The 16,432-nt window shown below is 70.5% G+C and carries 14 protein-coding genes and 1 tRNA gene; 5 read left to right on the forward strand and 10 right to left on the reverse strand.

What is annotated here, in order from left to right:
• Nucleotides 1–73 precede the first annotated feature (73 nt).
• A complete protein-coding gene (locus D473_RS0122580) occupies nucleotides 74–886 on the reverse strand; it encodes a GntR family transcriptional regulator (RefSeq protein WP_017611313.1) in 813 nt (270 codons plus the stop codon).
• An 8-nt stretch (nucleotides 887–894) separates the two neighbouring features.
• Nucleotides 895–1,626 (reverse strand): GntR family transcriptional regulator, encoded by a 732-nt coding sequence (locus tag D473_RS0122585; RefSeq protein WP_017611314.1) that lies wholly within the window; start codon nucleotides 1,624–1,626, stop codon nucleotides 895–897.
• A 272-nt stretch (nucleotides 1,627–1,898) separates the two neighbouring features.
• On the opposite strand from D473_RS0122585, the gene D473_RS0122590 reads away from it, so the two are divergent.
• Nucleotides 1,899–2,153: a hypothetical protein gene (locus D473_RS0122590; RefSeq protein WP_017611315.1), complete on the forward strand. Its 255-nt coding sequence runs from the start codon at nucleotides 1,899–1,901 to the stop codon at nucleotides 2,151–2,153.
• 117 nt (nucleotides 2,154–2,270) lie between these two features.
• Here D473_RS0122590 and D473_RS0122595 read toward each other — a convergent pair whose 3' ends face one another.
• The 3 genes from D473_RS0122595 to D473_RS0122605 form a co-directional block, all read right to left on the reverse strand.
• Nucleotides 2,271–3,416, reverse strand: a complete 1,146-nt coding sequence (locus D473_RS0122595) for a cystathionine gamma-synthase (RefSeq protein WP_017611316.1) — start codon at nucleotides 3,414–3,416, stop codon at nucleotides 2,271–2,273.
• 148 nt (nucleotides 3,417–3,564) lie between these two features.
• A complete protein-coding gene (locus D473_RS0122600; protein ID WP_017611317.1) occupies nucleotides 3,565–4,221 on the reverse strand; it encodes an acyltransferase in 657 nt (218 codons plus the stop codon).
• 226 nt (nucleotides 4,222–4,447) lie between these two features.
• The gene (locus D473_RS0122605) at nucleotides 4,448–5,827 is read right to left on the reverse strand and encodes a cystathionine beta-synthase (protein ID WP_017611318.1); all 1,380 of its coding nucleotides are present in this window, start codon (nucleotides 5,825–5,827) and stop codon (nucleotides 4,448–4,450) included.
• 246 nt (nucleotides 5,828–6,073) lie between these two features.
• On the opposite strand from D473_RS0122605, the gene D473_RS25275 reads away from it, so the two are divergent.
• The 3 genes from D473_RS25275 to D473_RS0122620 all read left to right on the forward strand — a co-directional run bounded on the left by D473_RS25275 (nucleotide 6,074) and on the right by D473_RS0122620 (nucleotide 8,886).
• Nucleotides 6,074–7,129 carry an SGNH/GDSL hydrolase family protein gene (locus tag D473_RS25275; protein WP_017611319.1) on the forward strand — a complete coding sequence of 352 codons (1,056 nt, stop codon included), beginning with the start codon at nucleotides 6,074–6,076 and terminating at the stop codon, nucleotides 7,127–7,129.
• 85 nt (nucleotides 7,130–7,214) lie between these two features.
• Nucleotides 7,215–8,435 (forward strand): acetyl-CoA C-acetyltransferase, encoded by a 1,221-nt coding sequence (locus D473_RS0122615; protein ID WP_017611320.1) that lies wholly within the window; start codon nucleotides 7,215–7,217, stop codon nucleotides 8,433–8,435.
• A 199-nt stretch (nucleotides 8,436–8,634) separates the two neighbouring features.
• Nucleotides 8,635–8,886, forward strand: a complete 252-nt coding sequence (locus tag D473_RS0122620) for a DUF4287 domain-containing protein (RefSeq protein WP_026127215.1) — start codon at nucleotides 8,635–8,637, stop codon at nucleotides 8,884–8,886.
• Between the two features lie 105 nt (nucleotides 8,887–8,991).
• On the opposite strand, the gene D473_RS0122625 is transcribed toward D473_RS0122620, so the two are convergent.
• The 3 genes from D473_RS0122625 to pruA form a co-directional block, all read right to left on the reverse strand.
• Complete coding sequence (locus D473_RS0122625; RefSeq protein ID WP_026127216.1) at nucleotides 8,992–9,831, reverse strand: Bax inhibitor-1/YccA family protein; 840 nt, start codon at nucleotides 9,829–9,831, stop codon at nucleotides 8,992–8,994.
• A 116-nt stretch (nucleotides 9,832–9,947) separates the two neighbouring features.
• On the reverse strand, nucleotides 9,948–10,874 hold the full coding sequence (locus D473_RS0122630) for a proline dehydrogenase family protein (protein WP_017611323.1): 927 nt from the start codon (nucleotides 10,872–10,874) through the stop codon (nucleotides 9,948–9,950).
• A gap of 179 nt (nucleotides 10,875–11,053) precedes the next feature.
• Nucleotides 11,054–12,682, reverse strand: a complete 1,629-nt coding sequence (gene pruA / locus D473_RS0122635) for an L-glutamate gamma-semialdehyde dehydrogenase (RefSeq protein ID WP_017611324.1) — start codon at nucleotides 12,680–12,682, stop codon at nucleotides 11,054–11,056.
• Nucleotides 12,683–12,822: 140 nt separating this feature from the next.
• On the opposite strand from pruA, the gene D473_RS0122640 reads away from it, so the two are divergent.
• On the forward strand, nucleotides 12,823–14,646 hold the full coding sequence (locus tag D473_RS0122640) for a helix-turn-helix domain-containing protein (RefSeq protein WP_026127217.1): 1,824 nt from the start codon (nucleotides 12,823–12,825) through the stop codon (nucleotides 14,644–14,646).
• A gap of 39 nt (nucleotides 14,647–14,685) precedes the next feature.
• Here D473_RS0122640 and D473_RS0122645 read toward each other — a convergent pair.
• Both D473_RS0122645 and D473_RS0122650 read right to left on the reverse strand, forming a co-directional pair.
• Nucleotides 14,686–14,762 (reverse strand) — tRNA-Leu (locus D473_RS0122645).
• 160 nt (nucleotides 14,763–14,922) lie between these two features.
• A complete protein-coding gene (locus tag D473_RS0122650) occupies nucleotides 14,923–16,302 on the reverse strand; it encodes an NAD(P)/FAD-dependent oxidoreductase (RefSeq protein WP_017611326.1) in 1,380 nt (459 codons plus the stop codon).
• Nucleotides 16,303–16,432 lie beyond the last annotated feature (130 nt).

Below are 16,432 nucleotides of genomic sequence, written 5' to 3' on the forward strand. Positions count from 1 at the left end.
GACCGGCCGACCGAGGGCACTCGGTGTGCGGTCCGGCCCTCCCGGCGTGCTGTCGGGTGCTCGTCGCGGACGGTCAGGGGTCGAAGACGTTGAGGCGGGAGGCCCGGTCGATCAGGTCCTCCGGGACCTCTCCCCCGGCGTAGAGAAGTTGGTGCCGGTGGGCGGGCATGACGGTCTCGGTCCAGCGCACTGCCCGTTCCTCGGTGTTGCCGACACGTTCCTGCACCAGGAGCGGGATACCCGGCCCCACGTCGTAGTCCCGCGCCTCCTCCGAGTCGGGCATGCGCGCGCCGACGACGTCCCAGTGCCGGCTCTCGTGGTGGCCGTGTTCGGCCAGCACCACGTCGATGCCGCGGTCGATGGGCTCGGGTGCCATGAGCGGGGTGTCGCGGGCGATGTCGTAGGGGAACCAGGTGGTCTGGGTCTGCCAGAGCGTGCCCTGGACGTAACGGCGTGAGGAGCGCACGACGACGAGTCCGCCCGGGCCCGCGTCACCGCCGTCCGTCCCGTAGAGGCGTTTGGCGATGCGGGCGCGCAAGGTGTCGAGGCCGACCTTGGTCTGCTCCTCCACCGGCCCGTAGCCGGCGCGGCGTACGTGCTCGCGGTAGCCCTCGGCGAAACGCTCGGAGTCGGTGCCCCCGGGTCCGGGCGCGGCCAGGTGCAGGGCGGGCCGGTGGTCGGAGGCGAAGGCGCCGCGCCCGGCGACGATCTGCAACCGCCCTTCCTCCTGGAGGATGCGCATGCCCAGGCGGGCGGTGGCCTTGGAGACGCCGAGATCGCGTGCGACCTCGTCCTCGCCGGGCAGGCGCTGCCCGGGTCCGTAGCGCCCCTGGCTCAGGGCCTCGCGCAGACGGTCGGCGACCTCGGTCTTCCTCGACGTGCTCATGTGTGCTCTCAGTCCCGGTGGTAAGCGGCGACATCGCCGTGTTCGAACTGGTAGCGGATGCTGTGGCCCGCGTAGACGGTGTGGACCATGCGGAGGGCGCGGTCCTCGGAGTAGTCGGTTCGGTGGACCTCCAGGACCGGCACCCCGGGCGGGAGCTCGAGCCGGGTGCCCTCCTGCGGGGTGGGCATGCGGGTGGTGAGCTCGTCGACGTAGCCGGACTGGCAGTGGCCGTGCGCCTTCAGGACCGACAGGGCGCTGCCGAGGTTCTCGGGCAGCATGAGCGCGGTGTCCTCGGCGAGGTCCGCGGGGTAGTACGCCGAGCTGACCGACACCGAGGTCTCGCCGGAGAACCGGTACATACGGCGGACGACGACCATGGAACCCTCGGTCACGCGCAGGCGCCCGGCGAGGTCGGGTGTGGCGCTGAGGAGTTGGAGTTCTTCCAGGACCTGGCCCTTCAGCCCAGACTCGTTGAGGCCCTCGGGGCTTCCGGTGGTGCGGGTGGCGTGGAAAGTCTCGGGGACGATGTCCTGCACGAAGTGCCCCCGGCCGGGCCTGCTGACGACGAGTCCCTGGTTGCGCAGCATGCCCAGGGCGAGCCGGACGGTGTTGCGGGAGGCGTCGAAGTCCAGCTCGAGCCGTTTCTCGGAGGGCAGGCGGTCCCCGCGCGCCAGGCGGCCCTCCTGGATGTCGCGGCGCAGTGAGCGGGCGATCTGTCGATATCTGCTCTCGGCCCGCATGACCACGCTCCTCCGGGGGTATGGCCCCACTCACACAACCTGTACCAACAAGTTAAGCACTTCAACCGCAGAACCGGATCAACCGGTTCCACCGGACCATCCTAGAGCAGCATCACCGTGCGTACACAGACACCGATGAGCAGAAGGGAGGGGGAAGCCCGATGAGCCGCCGACCCGGTCGTGCACTCGACCGATCCCGGCCCCACATCCCCCGCACGGCGCCGCCCAAGTGGCCCCCGACCGAGTGAGGCCCCGACCCGAGAGGAGCAAACATGATCTTCGTACTGATCGCCGTCACCGGCCTGGTGCTCATGGGCCTGTCCGCCGTGTTCTTCCTGGCCGTGTCCATCGGCATCCAGCGTCAGGACAGGTTCAGCGGCTACCGCGCCCTCCGCGACGAGGACGAGCACAGCCGGCTCTCGCGCACCGGCAGCCGAGTCGTGGGGCTGGGATACTACGGCCCCTCCTCCGACGACTCCGACGACGCGGACGGGCACGGAGCGGAACGCGCACCCACCGTGTTCTGACCCCCGCCCGCGAAGAGACCGGACACGGGTCGGGGCCGTGCGCCCGGCGCACGACCCCGTCTGTTCGTCCGGAGGCCCTCGGCCCCCGATCATCCTCTTTCGGCGCTCCCCTGCGCCTCAGCCCTCCAGGGCCCCCGTCAGGTCGGCGATCAGGTCGTCGGCGGACTCGATCCCCACCGACAGGCGCACCAGGTCCGACGGCACCTCCAGGGCCGACCCCGCGGTGGAGGCGTGGGTCATGCGGCCGGGGTGCTCGATCAGCGACTCCACACCGCCCAGGGACTCGCCCAGGATGAAGACTTCGGTGCGCTCGCACAGCTCCAGCGCGGCCTTCTCCCCACCGTGAACGGCGAAGGAGACCATGCCGCCGAAGGAACGCATCTGCCGTTCGGCGACCTTGTGGCCCGGGTGGGTGTCCAGCCCCGGGTAGAAGACCTTGCGCACCGCCGGGTGCCCTTCCAGAGCCTCCACGATCTTCTCGGCGTTGGCGCTGTGGCGGTCCATGCGCACACCCAGGGTCTTGGCCCCGCGCAGGGTCAGCCAGGAGTCGAACGCCCCGGGGGTCGCCCCCATGGTGTTCTGGTGGAAGGCCAGGCGCTCACCCAGCCCGGCGTCTGCGACCACGAGCGCACCCCCGACCACGTCGGAGTGCCCGCCCACGTACTTGGTGGTCGAGTGCACGACCACGTCCGCGCCCAGGGTCAACGGCTGCTGCAGGTAGGGCGAGGCGAAGGTGTTGTCCACCACGTGCAGGGCACCGCCGTCGTGGGCGATCTGCGCGACCGTCTCGAGGTCGGTGATGTTGAGCAGCGGGTTGGTGGGCGTCTCGGTCAGGACCATCTTGGTCTCGGGCCGCATCGCCGCGCGCACGGCCTCGGGGTCGGTCTGGTCGACCGCGTCCCAGCTCACGCCCCAGCGTTCCACGACCTTGGAGACCAGGCGGAAGGTACCGCCGTAGGCGTCGCCGGGGATGATCATGTGGTCGCCGGGCGAGAGGACCGTACGCATGAGGGTGTCCTCGGCGGCCATGCCGGAGGCGAAGGCGAGGCCGCGCACGCCCTTCTCCAGAGCGGCCAGGCACTCCTCCAGCGCGGCACGCGTGGGGTTGCCCGTGCGTGAGTACTCGTATCCCTGGCGCAGACCGCCCACGCCGTCCTGGGCGTAGGTACTGGTCTGGTAGATCGGCACCACCACGGCCCCGGTGCCCGCCTCCGGCTCCTGGCCCGCGTGGATGGCCAGTGTCTCAAACCCGTCGAACTTCATGGGCCCACCATAGCCGCCCCGGGCCACTCGGGCCCCGCCTTCACCAGGCCGGTCTCGGTATGCGGACGCCCGTACGCGGCGGTTCCTGCGGCCGGAGCCAGGACCGTCACCGCCGGCGCCCCCGGCCCAGCCACCGACCGGCCGCTTCCTACGCGGGCGGGAAGCGGGTCGCCGAACCGGGGTCGGGCGGATCGGCGGGCACCCCGGACGTCAGGCCCGTGGAAGGGGTGGGCACCCGGGTGGGGACACCGGCCTCCTTGAGCGGCGGCTCCCAGCCCAGCTCGTCGTCGTAGGTACGAACGACCCTGCCGGGGATACCGGCGATGACACTGTGGTCGGCGTAGGCACCCGGGCGCACGACGGTGCCGGCGGCCACGACGCAGTTGCGGCCCAGGTGCACACCGGGCAGGACCACGGAGTTGGCGCCCAGCCACGTCCCCGGGCCGATGCTGACCGGGTCGTCGACCGGCCACTGCAGGCCGATGGGCACGTCGGTGTCGGCGTAGGAGTGGTTCTGGTCGGTGATGTAGACGTAGGGGCCGGGGGAGACGNCCGATCCGATGCGCACCACGGTCTCGGGTCCCAGGTCGTAGCCGGGCCCCATTCCGGCGGCCAGGGTGATGTCACCGCCCAGCACCGTGTGTACGCCGATCTCGATCCAGGGTTCCCCGTACAGGGTCGCGGTGGGGAAAGCGATCGCCGAACCCTCGCCGAAACGTGCGAACCTGCGTGCGGCGCGGGTGTCCGAGCGGACCTCTGCGCTGCTCCGCGCATATGACCAGAGGGTGCGAATGATCCACGACATCAGCCTCCGCACGCCGACCCCCTTGAGCTACCCGCAAGTAATACCGTCGCGAACATTAGCAGTCGTACGAGTATGCGATGCTTCGTCCCATTCACCGGAAGCGGGGCCCGAACCCCGCTCGGTTCCGTGCGCTTCCCCTCCCCGTCTGCACGGACACCACGAACGCAGAAGACCCCCGCCGCAGCCCCGGAAAGGGGCCGCGTGCGGGGGCCTCGGCCCTGACGGATCAGGACACGGACATGTGCGCGAGCAGGTCCTGGCGGGTCAGGATCCCCAGGGGCTTGCCGTCACGCAGCACCACGAGCGCGCCCGCGGTGCGCAGCAGACGCGCGCAGTCGCTGACCGGCTCGCCCATGCCGACCGTGGGCAACGGGCGGCCCATGTGCGCCTCGACCGGGTCGGGGAGCTGGGCGCGCCCCTCGAAGAGCGCATCGAGCATGTCGCGCTCTGCGATCGATCCGACGACCTCGGCCGCCATGACCGGGGGTTCCTCCTTCATCACCGGCAGCTGGGAGACGCCGTACTCGCGCATGATCGCCACCGCGGTACCGACCGTCTCGTCGGGGTGGGTGTGCACGAAGTCGGGCATCTCGCCGTTCTTGGCACCCAGCACGTCCCCGGCGGTGGCCTCCTCGGTGTGTGCGGACAGGAACCCGTAGTCGGCCATCCACTCGTCGTTGAAGATCTTGCCGAGGTAACCGCGCCCGCCGTCGGGCAACAGCACGACGATCACGTCCTCGGGACCCGCGTCCTTGGCCACCCGCAGCGCCGCCTCCACGGCCAGGCCGCAGGAGCCGCCGACCAGGAGAGCCTCCTCCTTGGCCAGGCGGCGGGTCATGAGGAAGGACTCCTTGTCACTGACCGCGACGATGTCGTCGCACACGGAGGTGTCGTAGGTGCCGGGCCAGATGTCCTCACCGACACCCTCGACCAGGTAGGGGCGGCCCGACCCGCCCGAGTAGACCGAACCCTCGGGGTCGGCACCCACGATCTGCACGCGGCCCTCGGAGGCCTCCTTGAGGTAGCGCCCGGTACCGCTGATGGTGCCGCCGGTTCCGATGCCCGCCACGAAGTGTGTGAGGCGCCCGTCGGTCTGCTCCCAGATCTCCGGCCCGGTGTCGTGGTAGTGCGACTCGGGGTTGTTCATGTTCTCGTACTGGTTCGGCTTCCAGGCTCCGGGGAGCTCCGAGGCCAGACGGTCCGAGACCGAGTAGTAGGACTCGGGGTGGTCGGGCGCCACCGTCGTCGGGCAGACCACGACCTCGGCACCGTAGGCCCGCAGCACCGAGAGCTTGTCCGGACCGACCTTGTCGGGACACACGAACACGCACCGGTAGCCCTTCTCCTGGGCGATCATCGCCAGGCCGATCCCGGTGTTGCCGGAGGTGGGCTCCACGATGGTCCCTCCGGGCTTGAGGGCACCACTCTTCTCGGCCGCCTCGACCATGCGCAGAGCGATACGGTCCTTGACCGAACCGCCGGGGTTGAAGTATTCGATCTTGGCCAGCACCGTCGGCGCATTCGGCCCCAAGGCCTCGGTGACCTTCTTCAGGCGGACGAGCGGGGTGTTCCCCACCATGTCGATCAGTGAGTCGTGTACCCGCACTTGGCTGCTCCCTCGCGTCGTTGCGTCGTGGCGGCCGGGTTCTCGGTCCGCTGTCCGGCCGGTGCNATTCCGGCACCGCCCCCACCGGTGAGCAGGCGAAGATCACGCACACGTCCGACTTCGCTGACCCGCGGGCCGCACTTGTCCACCGCGCCGTGACGTGACCGGATTGTTCACCGACGGTAATCTCGATGGGGACCGGACCGCCGGGGGCACGGCGGGTCCACAACGCTTCAGGAGTGGCCCATGCTCCGTGCCGCGCGCGCACGCCGCATCGCCGCCGCCACCGCGTTCGGCGGGGGCGGTCTCACCCTCGTCGGGGCAGGCACGGTCGCACTGCTGCACCTCCAGGCCAGACTCGCGCGCAACGCCATCGGCAGAGTCCGTTGGGCGCGTCCCCGGGTCGACGGCACGCACGGCGGGGGCGCGGGGCCCCCGATCCGGATGCTCATGGCCGGCGACTCCACCGCGGCCGGGTTCGCCGTGGAGGAGGCCGCCCAGACACCGGGGACCGTACTGGCGCGCGGGATCTCGGCCGCCGCCGAACGCCCGGTACTGCTGCGCTGCACCGCGGTGCCCGGCGCGACCTCCGCCGACCTCGAACGGCAGAGGGAACGCGCCGGGGCCGGCGAGGGCCGGAGCCCGTACGACCTGGCCGTGATCTTCATCGGCGCCAACGACGTCATCCGGCGCGTGAGTCCCAACGAGGCCGTCTCCCACTTGCGGGCGACGACCGAGGCACTCGTGGGCCTCGGAACCGAGGTGGTCGTGGCCACCTGCCCGGACCTGGGGACCGTGCGCCCCATCGGCTGGCCGCTGCGTTCGGTGGCCCGGCGCGCCTCCCGGCAGCTGGCGGCCGCGCAGACCATCGCGGTCACCGAGGCCGGCGGCCGCACCCTCTCCATGAGCGACGTGCTCTCCGGCGAGTTCACCGCCGACCCCACGACGATGTTCGGGCCCGACCACTTCCACCCCTCGGCGGCCGGGTACGCCCAAGCAGCCCTGTCCGTGCTGCCCTCGGCGTGCGCGGCCCTGGGTCTGCTGCCGGACCCGGTGGAGTCCCGGAGCGCCGGCGAGGGGCTCCTCCCGGCCGACCGCGCCGCAGTGGTGGCCGCCGAGACCGCCGGGACCGAGGTCTCCCCCTTGGAGCCCACCGAGGAGGAACGCCCCTTGCGCGGACGCTGGATCACCAGGGTGCGTCTGCCGTTCCGACGCGCTTCCCGGGGCGGGTCCGCCGAGGGCGCGCCTANCCTAGCCGGACCCCGGGTGGTACGAGATGACGCAGGAGCGATTAACTGGTGAGTAACAAGTCATGTTCGGGGCCGGGCGCCACGGCAGGCGCCGTCCCCGGTCCCGCACCACGGCACCATCACAGAGGACGAAGAACATGCCCGAAGCAGTCATCGTCGCCACCGCGCGTTCCCCGATCGGCCGTGCCTTCAAGGGTTCACTCAAGGACATGCGCCCCGACGACCTGACCAGCCAGGTGATCGGCGCCGCGCTGGCCAAGGTCCCCGAGCTCGCCCCCGAGAACATCGACGACCTCATGCTCGGGTGCGGCCTCCCCGGCGGTGAGCAGGGCTTCAACATGGCCCGCATCATCGCTGTCCAGATGGGTCTGGACTCCGTCCCGGGAACCACCGTCACCCGCTACTGCTCCTCGTCGCTGCAGACCACCCGCATGGCCTACCACGCCATCAAGGCGGGCGAGGGCGACGTCTTCGTCTCCGCCGGTGTGGAGACCGTGAGCCGCTTCGCGCACGGCAGCAGCGACAACCCCCAGAACGAGAACCCGGCCTTCGACGACGCCAAGGCCCGTACCGCCGAGCGCGCCGAGGGCGGGGCCGGGGCCTGGACCGATCCGCGCGAGGACGGCAAGCTTCCCGACCCCTACATCGCGATGGGCCAGACCGCCGAGAACGTCGCCCATATCACCGGGATCTCCCGCGAGCGCCAGGACGAGTTCGCCGTCCGTTCGCAGAACCTCGCCGAGAAGTCCCTGGACAACGGTTTCTGGGAGCGTGAGATCGCCCCGATCACGCTGCCCGACGGCTCCGTGGCCTCCACCGACGACGGCATCCGCCGCGGCACGACCTACGAGAAGGTCTCCCAGCTGCAGCCGGTGTTCCGCCCCGACGGCACCATCACCGCCGGCAACGCCTGCCCGCTCAACGACGGCGCCTCCGCGCTGGTCATCATGAGCGACACCAAGGCCAAGCAGCTCGGCCTGACCCCGCTGGCGCGCATCGTCTCCACCGGTGTGACCGGCCTGAGCCCGGAGATCATGGGCCTGGGCCCGGTCGAGGCCTCCAAGCAGGCTCTGGCCCGCGCCAACATGTCCGCCGGCGACATCGACCTGGTCGAGATCAACGAGGCCTTCGCCGCCCAGGTGCTGCCCTCGGCCGACCAGCTCGGCGTGGACATCGACTCGAAGCTCAACGTCAACGGCGGCGCCATCGCCGTGGGCCACCCGTTCGGCAGCACCGGTGCCCGCATCACCGGCACTCTGCTCAACGGCCTCCAGTTCCACGACAAGACGTTCGGTCTGGAGACCATGTGCGTGGGTGGCGGCCAGGGCATGGCCGCGGTCTTCGAGCGCCTCAACTGAACCGGGACCGCCCGCGCGAGTATGGGGGCCCGGCGCTGGACAGCGCCGGGCCCTCCGTCATTTCCATCCCGTACCGGGATGAAGCGACATCTTCCACCCCGGGCGAGGTAAAAGCTGGTGACCAGGTCTTGTCCGAACCGTGATCCTGGTGCAGGGTCGCAGGTACGTGCATGATCTCTACGCACTGTCGGAGGTGCCTATGCCGGTAACCCACTCGCCGGAGATCCACGCCAAGCTCGTCGAACGTGTCCCGACCGTCACCGGGCGCGGACTCCACGAGTGGTTCGCGGCGCTCGATCGGGGGCCGGGGCTGGTCAAGCGCTCGGAACGGTCCCGCTGGCTCGCGGACGAGTACGAGCTGCCCCACTGGTACGCACAGGCCATCGTCACCGAGTACGACCGCAGGCGGCGCGACAGGTCCATCCCGGTCCCACGGGGCGGGGCCACCTGAGCCGGCCGGCCACACCGTCCTACGGAGAAGGGGTCACCCCCGGGCCGATGCCCGGGGGTGACCCCTTCTCCGTGTGCGGGGGGAACGCGCCCCGGTGCACGACGACTACTCGTCGAACATCATCTTGAGCATCCACAGGAGACGGAGGATCTCGATGTAGAGCCAGACGAGGGAGACCGTCAGGCCGAAGGCGAACTGCCAGGCGAACTGGTTGGGCACGCCCGCCTGGATACCCTCCTCGATCCCGCGGAACTCGATGGCCAGCGTCAGGGCCGCGATGACCACGAACACCAGGCCGATGCCCAGGCCCAGGAAGCTGGGCTCGCGCAGCCCGAGGCCGCCGGGGAGGAAGAAGCTGGCGAGGAAGTTGACCAGGATCAGCGCACCGGCGGCCAGTGCGGCGTAGGTCACGGCCTTCACGAAGCCGTCGGTGACCTTGATGATCCGGAACTTGTACAGGGCCAGCATGACCCCGAACACCGCGACGGTCGCCACGACCGCCTGGGTGATGAGGGTGCCGTCGCCGCCGGGGGCCACCGACATCGCCAGGACGGCGGAGATACCGCCGACGAGCAGGCCCTCGAGGGCGGAGTAGGCCAGGATCGCGACCGGATTGGTCATGTTCTTGAACGCGATGACCAGGCCGAGGACCAGACCGCCCAGCGCGCCGACCAGTGTCAGGCCCATGGCCAGGCCGGGGCTGGACATGTACGTGAAGTAGTTCACGACGGCCAGCAGGACGACGACGCCCAGCGACATGCCCGTGCGGACGACCACGTCGTCGATCGTCATGGGGGCGGTGCCGACCTGCGGGGGCGCGGCCGGGTAGCCCTGCTGCGGGTAGCTCTGTTGGGGGTGGCCCTGCTGGTAGCCGGCTCCCTGAGCCTGCCCGGCGTGCTGCTCGAGCGCCCGCTTCACCGCGGGGTTGGAACTGCGCATTCGCATGTTCGGTTCAGGCCTTTCCTGCGTGGATTGATGCCCACAAAGTAACGCACGGGCACGATCACGAGTTCCGCCCCGGCCCGCCTCCGGGACACGTGTCGAAGGCCGGCCCACCCGTCTCAGCTGCGTGTCAGCAGCGAGCGCGCCAGGAAGAGCATGTTCGCGGGGCGCTCGGCCAGGCGGCGCATGTAGTAGCCGAACCACTCGGTCCCGTAAGGCACGTACACCCGCATCGTCCGGCCCTCGGCGGCCAGGCGGGCCTGTTCCTTCTCCCGGATCCCGAAGAGCATCTGGTACTCGTGGTCGTCGGCGGAGCGGCCCGCGGCGGCGGCCAGCTCACCGGCGATGGCGACCATACGGGGGTCGTGCGTGGCCACCATGGGGTAGCCGTCGCCCTCCATGAGGATGCGCAGCGCCCGCACGTAGGCCCGGTCGACCTCGTGCTTGTCGCGGTAGGCCACGGAGGCCGGTTCGTCGTAGGCGCCCTTGCACAAGCGCACCCGGGAACCGGCGTTGCTCAGGTCCCTGCAGTCGGCCTCGGTCCGGTACAGGTAGGCCTGCAGGACCGCGCCCACGAACGGGAAGTCCGCACGCAGCTCACGCAGGATCCCCAACGTGGAGTCGACCGTGGTGTGGTCCTCCATGTCGAGGGTCACCGTGGTGCCCACCGCCTTGGCGGCCTCGGCGATGCGCCGGGCGTTGTCCAGGGCGATCTGCTCACCGTCGCCGCCGAGGAACTGGCCGACCGCCGACAGCTTGACCGAGACCTCCGCACGCTGGGCCAGCCCGGCCTCGCCCAGCGCGGCGAGCAGCCCCTCGTAGGCGTTGACGGTCGCGGTGGCCTGGGCCCGGTCGGAGGTGTCCTCGCCCAGGTGGTCCAGGGTCACGTGCCGGTCCGTGGTCACCTCGGCCACGGTCGGAAGGGCGCTCTCCAGGTCGGCACCGGCCACGAAGCGCTCGACCATGGCGCGGGTCATGGGGGTGCGCTCGACGACGGTCCGCGCGGTCTGCGACCGGGCGGCGAGCAGCAGGGGTTTGCGAAGCATGGCGACCTCGAGGAAGACGTGCGCGAGCCGATGGGCCGGCGCGGCCGGTGGGGGCGGCGGAACAGAGCCGCCCCGTGGATTCCTACGGGGGGCGGCGGGCGGACGCGGGGCCGGGGCCGCGCGTCCGCCCGGGACCGGTGCCCCCTCAGGACGGCGGAGGGGGCACCGGGACGGCGGTCCTAGGACTCCTGGTGCGGGTAGGAGGACTTCGTCGCGGCGACGAAGGTCTCCTTCACCGCACGCGGGCTGGACCAGCGCGCCAGGTTCTGTGCCGAACCGGCCTTGTCGTTGGTACCGGAGGCCCGGGCACCGCCGAAGGGCTGCTGACCGACGATGGAGCCGGTGGGCCGGTCGTTGATGTAGAAGTTGCCGGCAGTGAAGCGCAGCGCCTCCTCGGCCTTGGCCACGGCCCCGCGGTCGCGGGCGATGACGGCACCGGTCAGGGCATAGGCCGAACCCTGGTCGACGGTCTCGAGGATCTCCTCGTACTCGGCGTCCTCGAAGACGTGCACGGCCACGATCGGGCCGAAGTACTCGGTGCTGAAGACGTCGTTGGAGGGGTCGGTGCCCTCGATGATGGTCGGGCGCACGAAGTACCCGACGGAGTCGTCGGCGGTACCGCCCGCGATGACCTTCAGGGTCGGGTCGGCCTCGGCCTCCTCCAGCACCCGGCTGAGCTTGTCGAAGGAGCGGCGGTCGATGACGGCGCCCACGAAGTTCGACAGGTCCGAGACGTCGCCCATGCTGAGGGCCTCGGTCTCGGCGACCAGGCCGTCGCGCATCTGCTCCCACACCGAACGGGCGACGAAGGCCCGCGAGGCGGCCGAGCACTTCTGTCCCTGGTACTCGAAGGCACCGCGCACGATCGCGGTGCGCACCACCTCCGGGTCGGCCGAGGAGTGGGCGACGATGAAGTCCTTGCCGCCGGTCTCACCGACGATGCGCGGGTAGGAGCGGTAGGAGGCGATGTTCTCGCCCACGCTCTTCCACAGGTGCTGGAACGTGCCGGTGGAGCCGGTGAAGTGCACGCCGGCCAGGTCGGGGTCGTTCAGGGTGATGTCGGAGACCGCGCGACCGTCACCGGTGACCATGTTGATGACACCGGGCGGCATACCGGCCTCCTCCAGCATGCGCATGGTCAGCTCGGCGGCGAACTGCTGCGTCGGGGAGGGTTTCCAGACCACGACGTTGCCCATGAGGGCGGGCGCGGTCGGCAGGTTGCCGGCGATGGCGGTGAAGTTGAACGGAGTGACCGCGTAGACGAACCCCTCGAGCGGGCGCTGCTCCATGCGGTTCCACACGCCCTTGACGCTCAGCGGCTGCTGCGAGATCAGCTCACGGGCGTAGGAGACGTTGAAGCGCCAGAAGTCGATGAGCTCACAGGCGGCGTCGATCTCGGCCTGCTGGATCGTCTTGGACTGGCCGAGCATCGTGGCGGCGTTGATGGTCGCGCGCCAGGGGCCCGACAGCAGCTCGGCGGCGCGCAGCAGGATCGCGGCGCGGTCGTCGAAGGACATCGCGCGCCAGGCGGGGGCGGCCTTCTTCGCGGCGGCGACGGCGTCTCGGGCGTCGTCGTGGGTGGCGTTGCGCATGGTGCCCAGGACGTGGGCGTGCTTGTGCGGCTGCACCACGTCGATGGGCTCGCCGCCGCCCATCCGGCTCTGCCCGTCGATGCGCATCGGCAGGTCGATGCTCTCCCGACCGAGCTCGGACAGCTCGGCCTCGAGCTCTGCGCGCTCGGTGCTGCCGGGCGCGTAGGAGAAGACGGGCTCGTTCACCGGCACGGGCACGTTGGTGACGGCGTCCATGGGCACCTCCCTGAAGGTTGTCCCTGTGACTCACAGGGTTCGATCCACCGCCAGAATCTCAGAGTCCGGACAACGAAGCCTTGTGGGCCGAGCCACTCTTTGCCGCACTTCTTTGTTCTGTAGGACAAAATGGAACAACCATGAACAATGACGCCCCAGCACCGGACCCGACCGGACACCAGCCGACCGACGGCCCCGCCCTTCCCGATGTCCCGCCTGGCCACAGCAGACCTGTTCCCGAGAGCCGCCCCGGGCTACCGCTGCGCCGCCTCCTGGTGTCCCTGGGTGATCCCGTCGTGGACGTGGCCGCCGCACCCGACGGTCTCGATGTGCAGGTGGACAACGTCGTCATCGTCGACCCCGAGGACCGTGTCGAGTCGCGCCCCGGCGACCTCGCGCTCCTCATCGGCGCACGGGGCGGCGCGGCCCGCAGGCTCGTGCGCTCCCTGGCAGAACAGGGCACCACCGCGGTCGCGGTCAAGGCCGGCGGTTCCGGTGAGGAGGTCCTGCCCCCGCCCCCGGGCGGCCGCAACCGGCGTCCCGGCGGTGACGAGCTGCAGGCTCTGCGCACAGAGGCGGAGGAGGCCGGGGTCGCGCTCCTCTCGGTGCGTTCGGAGGTGCGCTGGGACCAGCTGCAGTCGGTGTGCCGCAGCATCGTCGACAACGCGCGCCTGTCCAGCGCCGACGATCTCGCCGAGTCCAGCGGCGACCTGTTCTCCATGGCACAGACCATCGCCCAGCTCACCGGCGGCCTGGTCAGCATCGAGGACCCGGCGAGCCGGGTGCTGGCCTACTCCAGCGGCGCCGAGGTCGACGAACTGCGCCGCTTGTCGGTCCTGGGGCGGCGGGGCCCGGAGTCCTACCTGGCGATGCTGCGTGAATGGGGGGTCTTCGCCCGGCTGCGGTCCGGTGAGGAGGTCGTACGTATCGATGAACACCCCGAGTTCGGGCTCCGGCGCCGCCTCGCGGTCGGTATCCACGCGGGCGACCAGCCCCTGGGAACCATCTGGGTACAGGAGGGGGACCGACCGCTGACCGAGCGCGCCGAGGAGGCCCTGCTCGGCGCGGCCCGCACCACGGCACTGCAGATGATCCGGCAGCGCACACGCACCAGCGCGGGGCTCCGCCTGCGCGAAGACCTGCTCTCCAGTCTGTTGGAGGGGCGCATCGACGCAGGGGCGCTGGCCGACACCGTCGAGGTGCGCTCCGATCGCGGCGCCCTCGTGGTCGCCTTCTCCCTCACCCCTGCCGCGTCGGCCGAGGCCTCTGCGGAGGAGCGCCCCGACCGGCCCGAACGGGAACTGCGCCGCCGCCGGCTCATCGACCTGGTCTCGGTGCACACGGCCGCCTACCGGCGCAGCTCCCTGGTCACCGAGTTGGAGGGACGGGTCTACGTCCTGCTGCCCGACCTCGTGCCGGGCCGGGAGGGGCGGCGCGGGGCGGAGCAGTCCGTGCTGTCGCTGACCCGCAAGACGGTCGCGGCCGCGCGTTCGGGCCTGGAGTTGGAGGTGCAGGCCGCCATCGGGTCGCTGGTGGACCGGTTGTCCGAGGTGCCCGACTCCCGTGCCGAGGCCGACCGGGTCCTGGACGCCATGCGCCGCGATCTGGACCGCGACACCGACTGGGAGGTGGCCACCATCTCCGACGTGCGCTCGCGTGTGCTCATCAGCGAGACCCTGGCGCGCCTGCGGGAGGACCCCTCCCTGCGCGACCCGAGGGTGGACCGGCTGTTGGAGTACGACCGGGCCGGGGGCGCAGACCTGGTGCATTCCCTGCTGACCTACTTGGAGGCGTTCGGGGACGCACGCGCGGCGGCAGAACGGTTGCACATCCATCCCAACACCCTGCGCTACCGGGTGCGCCGCGCGGCAGCGGTCAGCGGGATCGACCTGGGCGACCCGGGCGAGCGCCTGTTCACACAGTTGCAGCTGCTGATGGAGCAGCAGCCCCCGGGCACGTCCTGACCCGGAACACCGGCCGACCTGGAAGGCCGGTACCGGCCCTGGTACCCCCGGTCGGATTCGAACCGACACTTGTGACCCTTTTAGGGGGCCTGCCTCTACCGTTGGGCTACGAGGGCGAGCCCATCCTACCGGCCGGGAGGATGACCCACTTTGACTCGCGTTGGCCGAAAGGGGACACAAGAGGTCCGGACCTCCCTCGGGAGGGCCGGACCTCTTGTGTCAGCGGCGGTCCGCGCTGTTCGGTCCCGCGCGCGGCACCGGGGTTTCGTGAGCGGGTCAGCTGGCGCGGCGCAACAGGCGCCCGTCCTCGACCTGCGGGTGGGCGGCCTCCTCGAACGCCTGGCGCGGCTCGGCCATCTCCGGCAGCGCGGCGATCTCGCGGCGCAGGAACAGCCCCAGGGTCCAGTCCGCCAGCACCCGAAGCTTGCGGTTGAAGGTCGGAACGGCGCTGAGGTGGTAGCAACGGTGGGCGTACCAGGCCAGACGCCCGTTCAGCTTGATCTTGCCCATGAGCTGGGCGGCGCCCTTGTGCATGCCCAGGCCGGCGACCGCACCGAGATTCTTGTGCTTGTAGGCGGTCATGTCACCGCCGCGCAGGGCCGCGATGACGTTGTCGGCCAGGACGGGGGCCATCCGCACGGCGTTCTGGGCGTTGGGCGGGTAGAAGCCGCCCTCGCCGTCGGGCACCTGGGCGTTGTCGCCGCCCGCGAAGGCGTTCTCGACACCGTTCACGGTCAGGTACTCGCTGGTGTCGACGTGTCCCTTGGGGCCCAGCGGCAGGTCACTGGCGGCCACGACGGGGCTGGGCTTGACGCCGGCGGTCCACACGAGGGTGGCCGAGTCGAACTCGGTGCCGTCGCTCAGCTTGATGTGCTGGTCGGTGGCCGACTCCAGGAAAGTGCTGAGCCGCACGTCGATGCCGCGGCGGCGCATCTGGTTGAGGGCCTTCTCCCCGACCTCGGGGCCGACCTCGGGCAGGACCTTGTCGGCGGCCTCGATGAGGTAGAACTGCACCTCGTCCTGCTCGATGGTCGGGTGCAGCCGCACTGCGTCGCGGACCATGTCCTCGAGCTCGGTGACGGCCTCGGCACCGGCGAAACCGCCCCCGACGAACACGAAGTTCAGGGCCTTGCGCCGGGTCACGGGGTCGCTGGTGGAATCGGCGATGGTGAGCTGGTTGAGGACGTGGTTGCGCAGGTGCGCGGCTTCCTCGACCGTCTTGATGCCGATACCCCACTCGGCGAGGCCGGGGATCGGCAGGGGGCGCGAAACGGCGCCCGCGGCCATGACCAGATAGTCGTAGTGCAGCGTCTCGGGTTCGCCCGCGTTCGGCTCGTAGCGCACGAGGCGGTCCTCGTGGTCGATGCGGACCACACGTCCGCCGAGCACACGCACGCGGTCGAAGACCTTGCGCAGCGGCACGACCACGTTGCGCGGGGAGATGCTGCCGGCCGCGGCCTCGGGGAGGAAGGGCTGGTAGGTCATGTAGGCGTTGGGGTCGATGACGGTGATCCGGACCTCGCCCGCACCGAGCTTCTTCTCCAGCCGCCTCGCGGTGTACAGCCCGAGGTAGCCGCCACCGACGACGAGGACGTGCGGGATCTCCGCGTCGTCCCCTCCGCCGTGTACCAGCCGGTAGTTCCTGCTCTCGGTCATCGCATATCGCCCTAACGGTTCCTCGGTCGCCCGGTCACTGACTGCTTGTGCATTCTTTCACAAGCATCTACCGACAGAGAAGGTTCACAAGGGATCACCTTTCGACCATCTCGCGACCGTAGCTTCTGAT

The organism is Nocardiopsis xinjiangensis YIM 90004, assembly GCF_000341145.1.
GTDB lineage: Bacteria > Actinomycetota > Actinomycetes > Streptosporangiales > Streptosporangiaceae > Nocardiopsis > Nocardiopsis xinjiangensis.

Coding starts and splice junctions, on each gene's coding strand:
- D473_RS0122620 (WP_026127215.1), top strand. CDS start 8,635: ATGCCGGTAACCCACTCGCCGGAGATCCACGCCAAGCTCGTCGAACGT.
- D473_RS0122585 (WP_017611314.1), bottom strand. CDS start 1,626: ATGCGGGCCGAGAGCAGATATCGACAGATCGCCCGCTCACTGCGCCGC.
- D473_RS0122595 (WP_017611316.1), bottom strand. CDS start 3,416: ATGAAGTTCGACGGGTTTGAGACACTGGCCATCCACGCGGGCCAGGAG.
- pruA (WP_017611324.1), bottom strand. CDS start 12,682: ATGGACGCCGTCACCAACGTGCCCGTGCCGGTGAACGAGCCCGTCTTC.
- D473_RS0122625 (WP_026127216.1), bottom strand. CDS start 9,831: ATGCGAATGCGCAGTTCCAACCCCGCGGTGAAGCGGGCGCTCGAGCAG.
- D473_RS0122630 (WP_017611323.1), bottom strand. CDS start 10,874: ATGCTTCGCAAACCCCTGCTGCTCGCCGCCCGGTCGCAGACCGCGCGG.
- D473_RS0122580 (WP_017611313.1), bottom strand. CDS start 886: ATGAGCACGTCGAGGAAGACCGAGGTCGCCGACCGTCTGCGCGAGGCC.
- D473_RS0122590 (WP_017611315.1), top strand. CDS start 1,899: ATGATCTTCGTACTGATCGCCGTCACCGGCCTGGTGCTCATGGGCCTG.
- D473_RS0122650 (WP_017611326.1), bottom strand. CDS start 16,302: ATGACCGAGAGCAGGAACTACCGGCTGGTACACGGCGGAGGGGACGAC.
- D473_RS0122615 (WP_017611320.1), top strand. CDS start 7,215: ATGCCCGAAGCAGTCATCGTCGCCACCGCGCGTTCCCCGATCGGCCGT.
- D473_RS0122640 (WP_026127217.1), top strand. CDS start 12,823: ATGAACAATGACGCCCCAGCACCGGACCCGACCGGACACCAGCCGACC.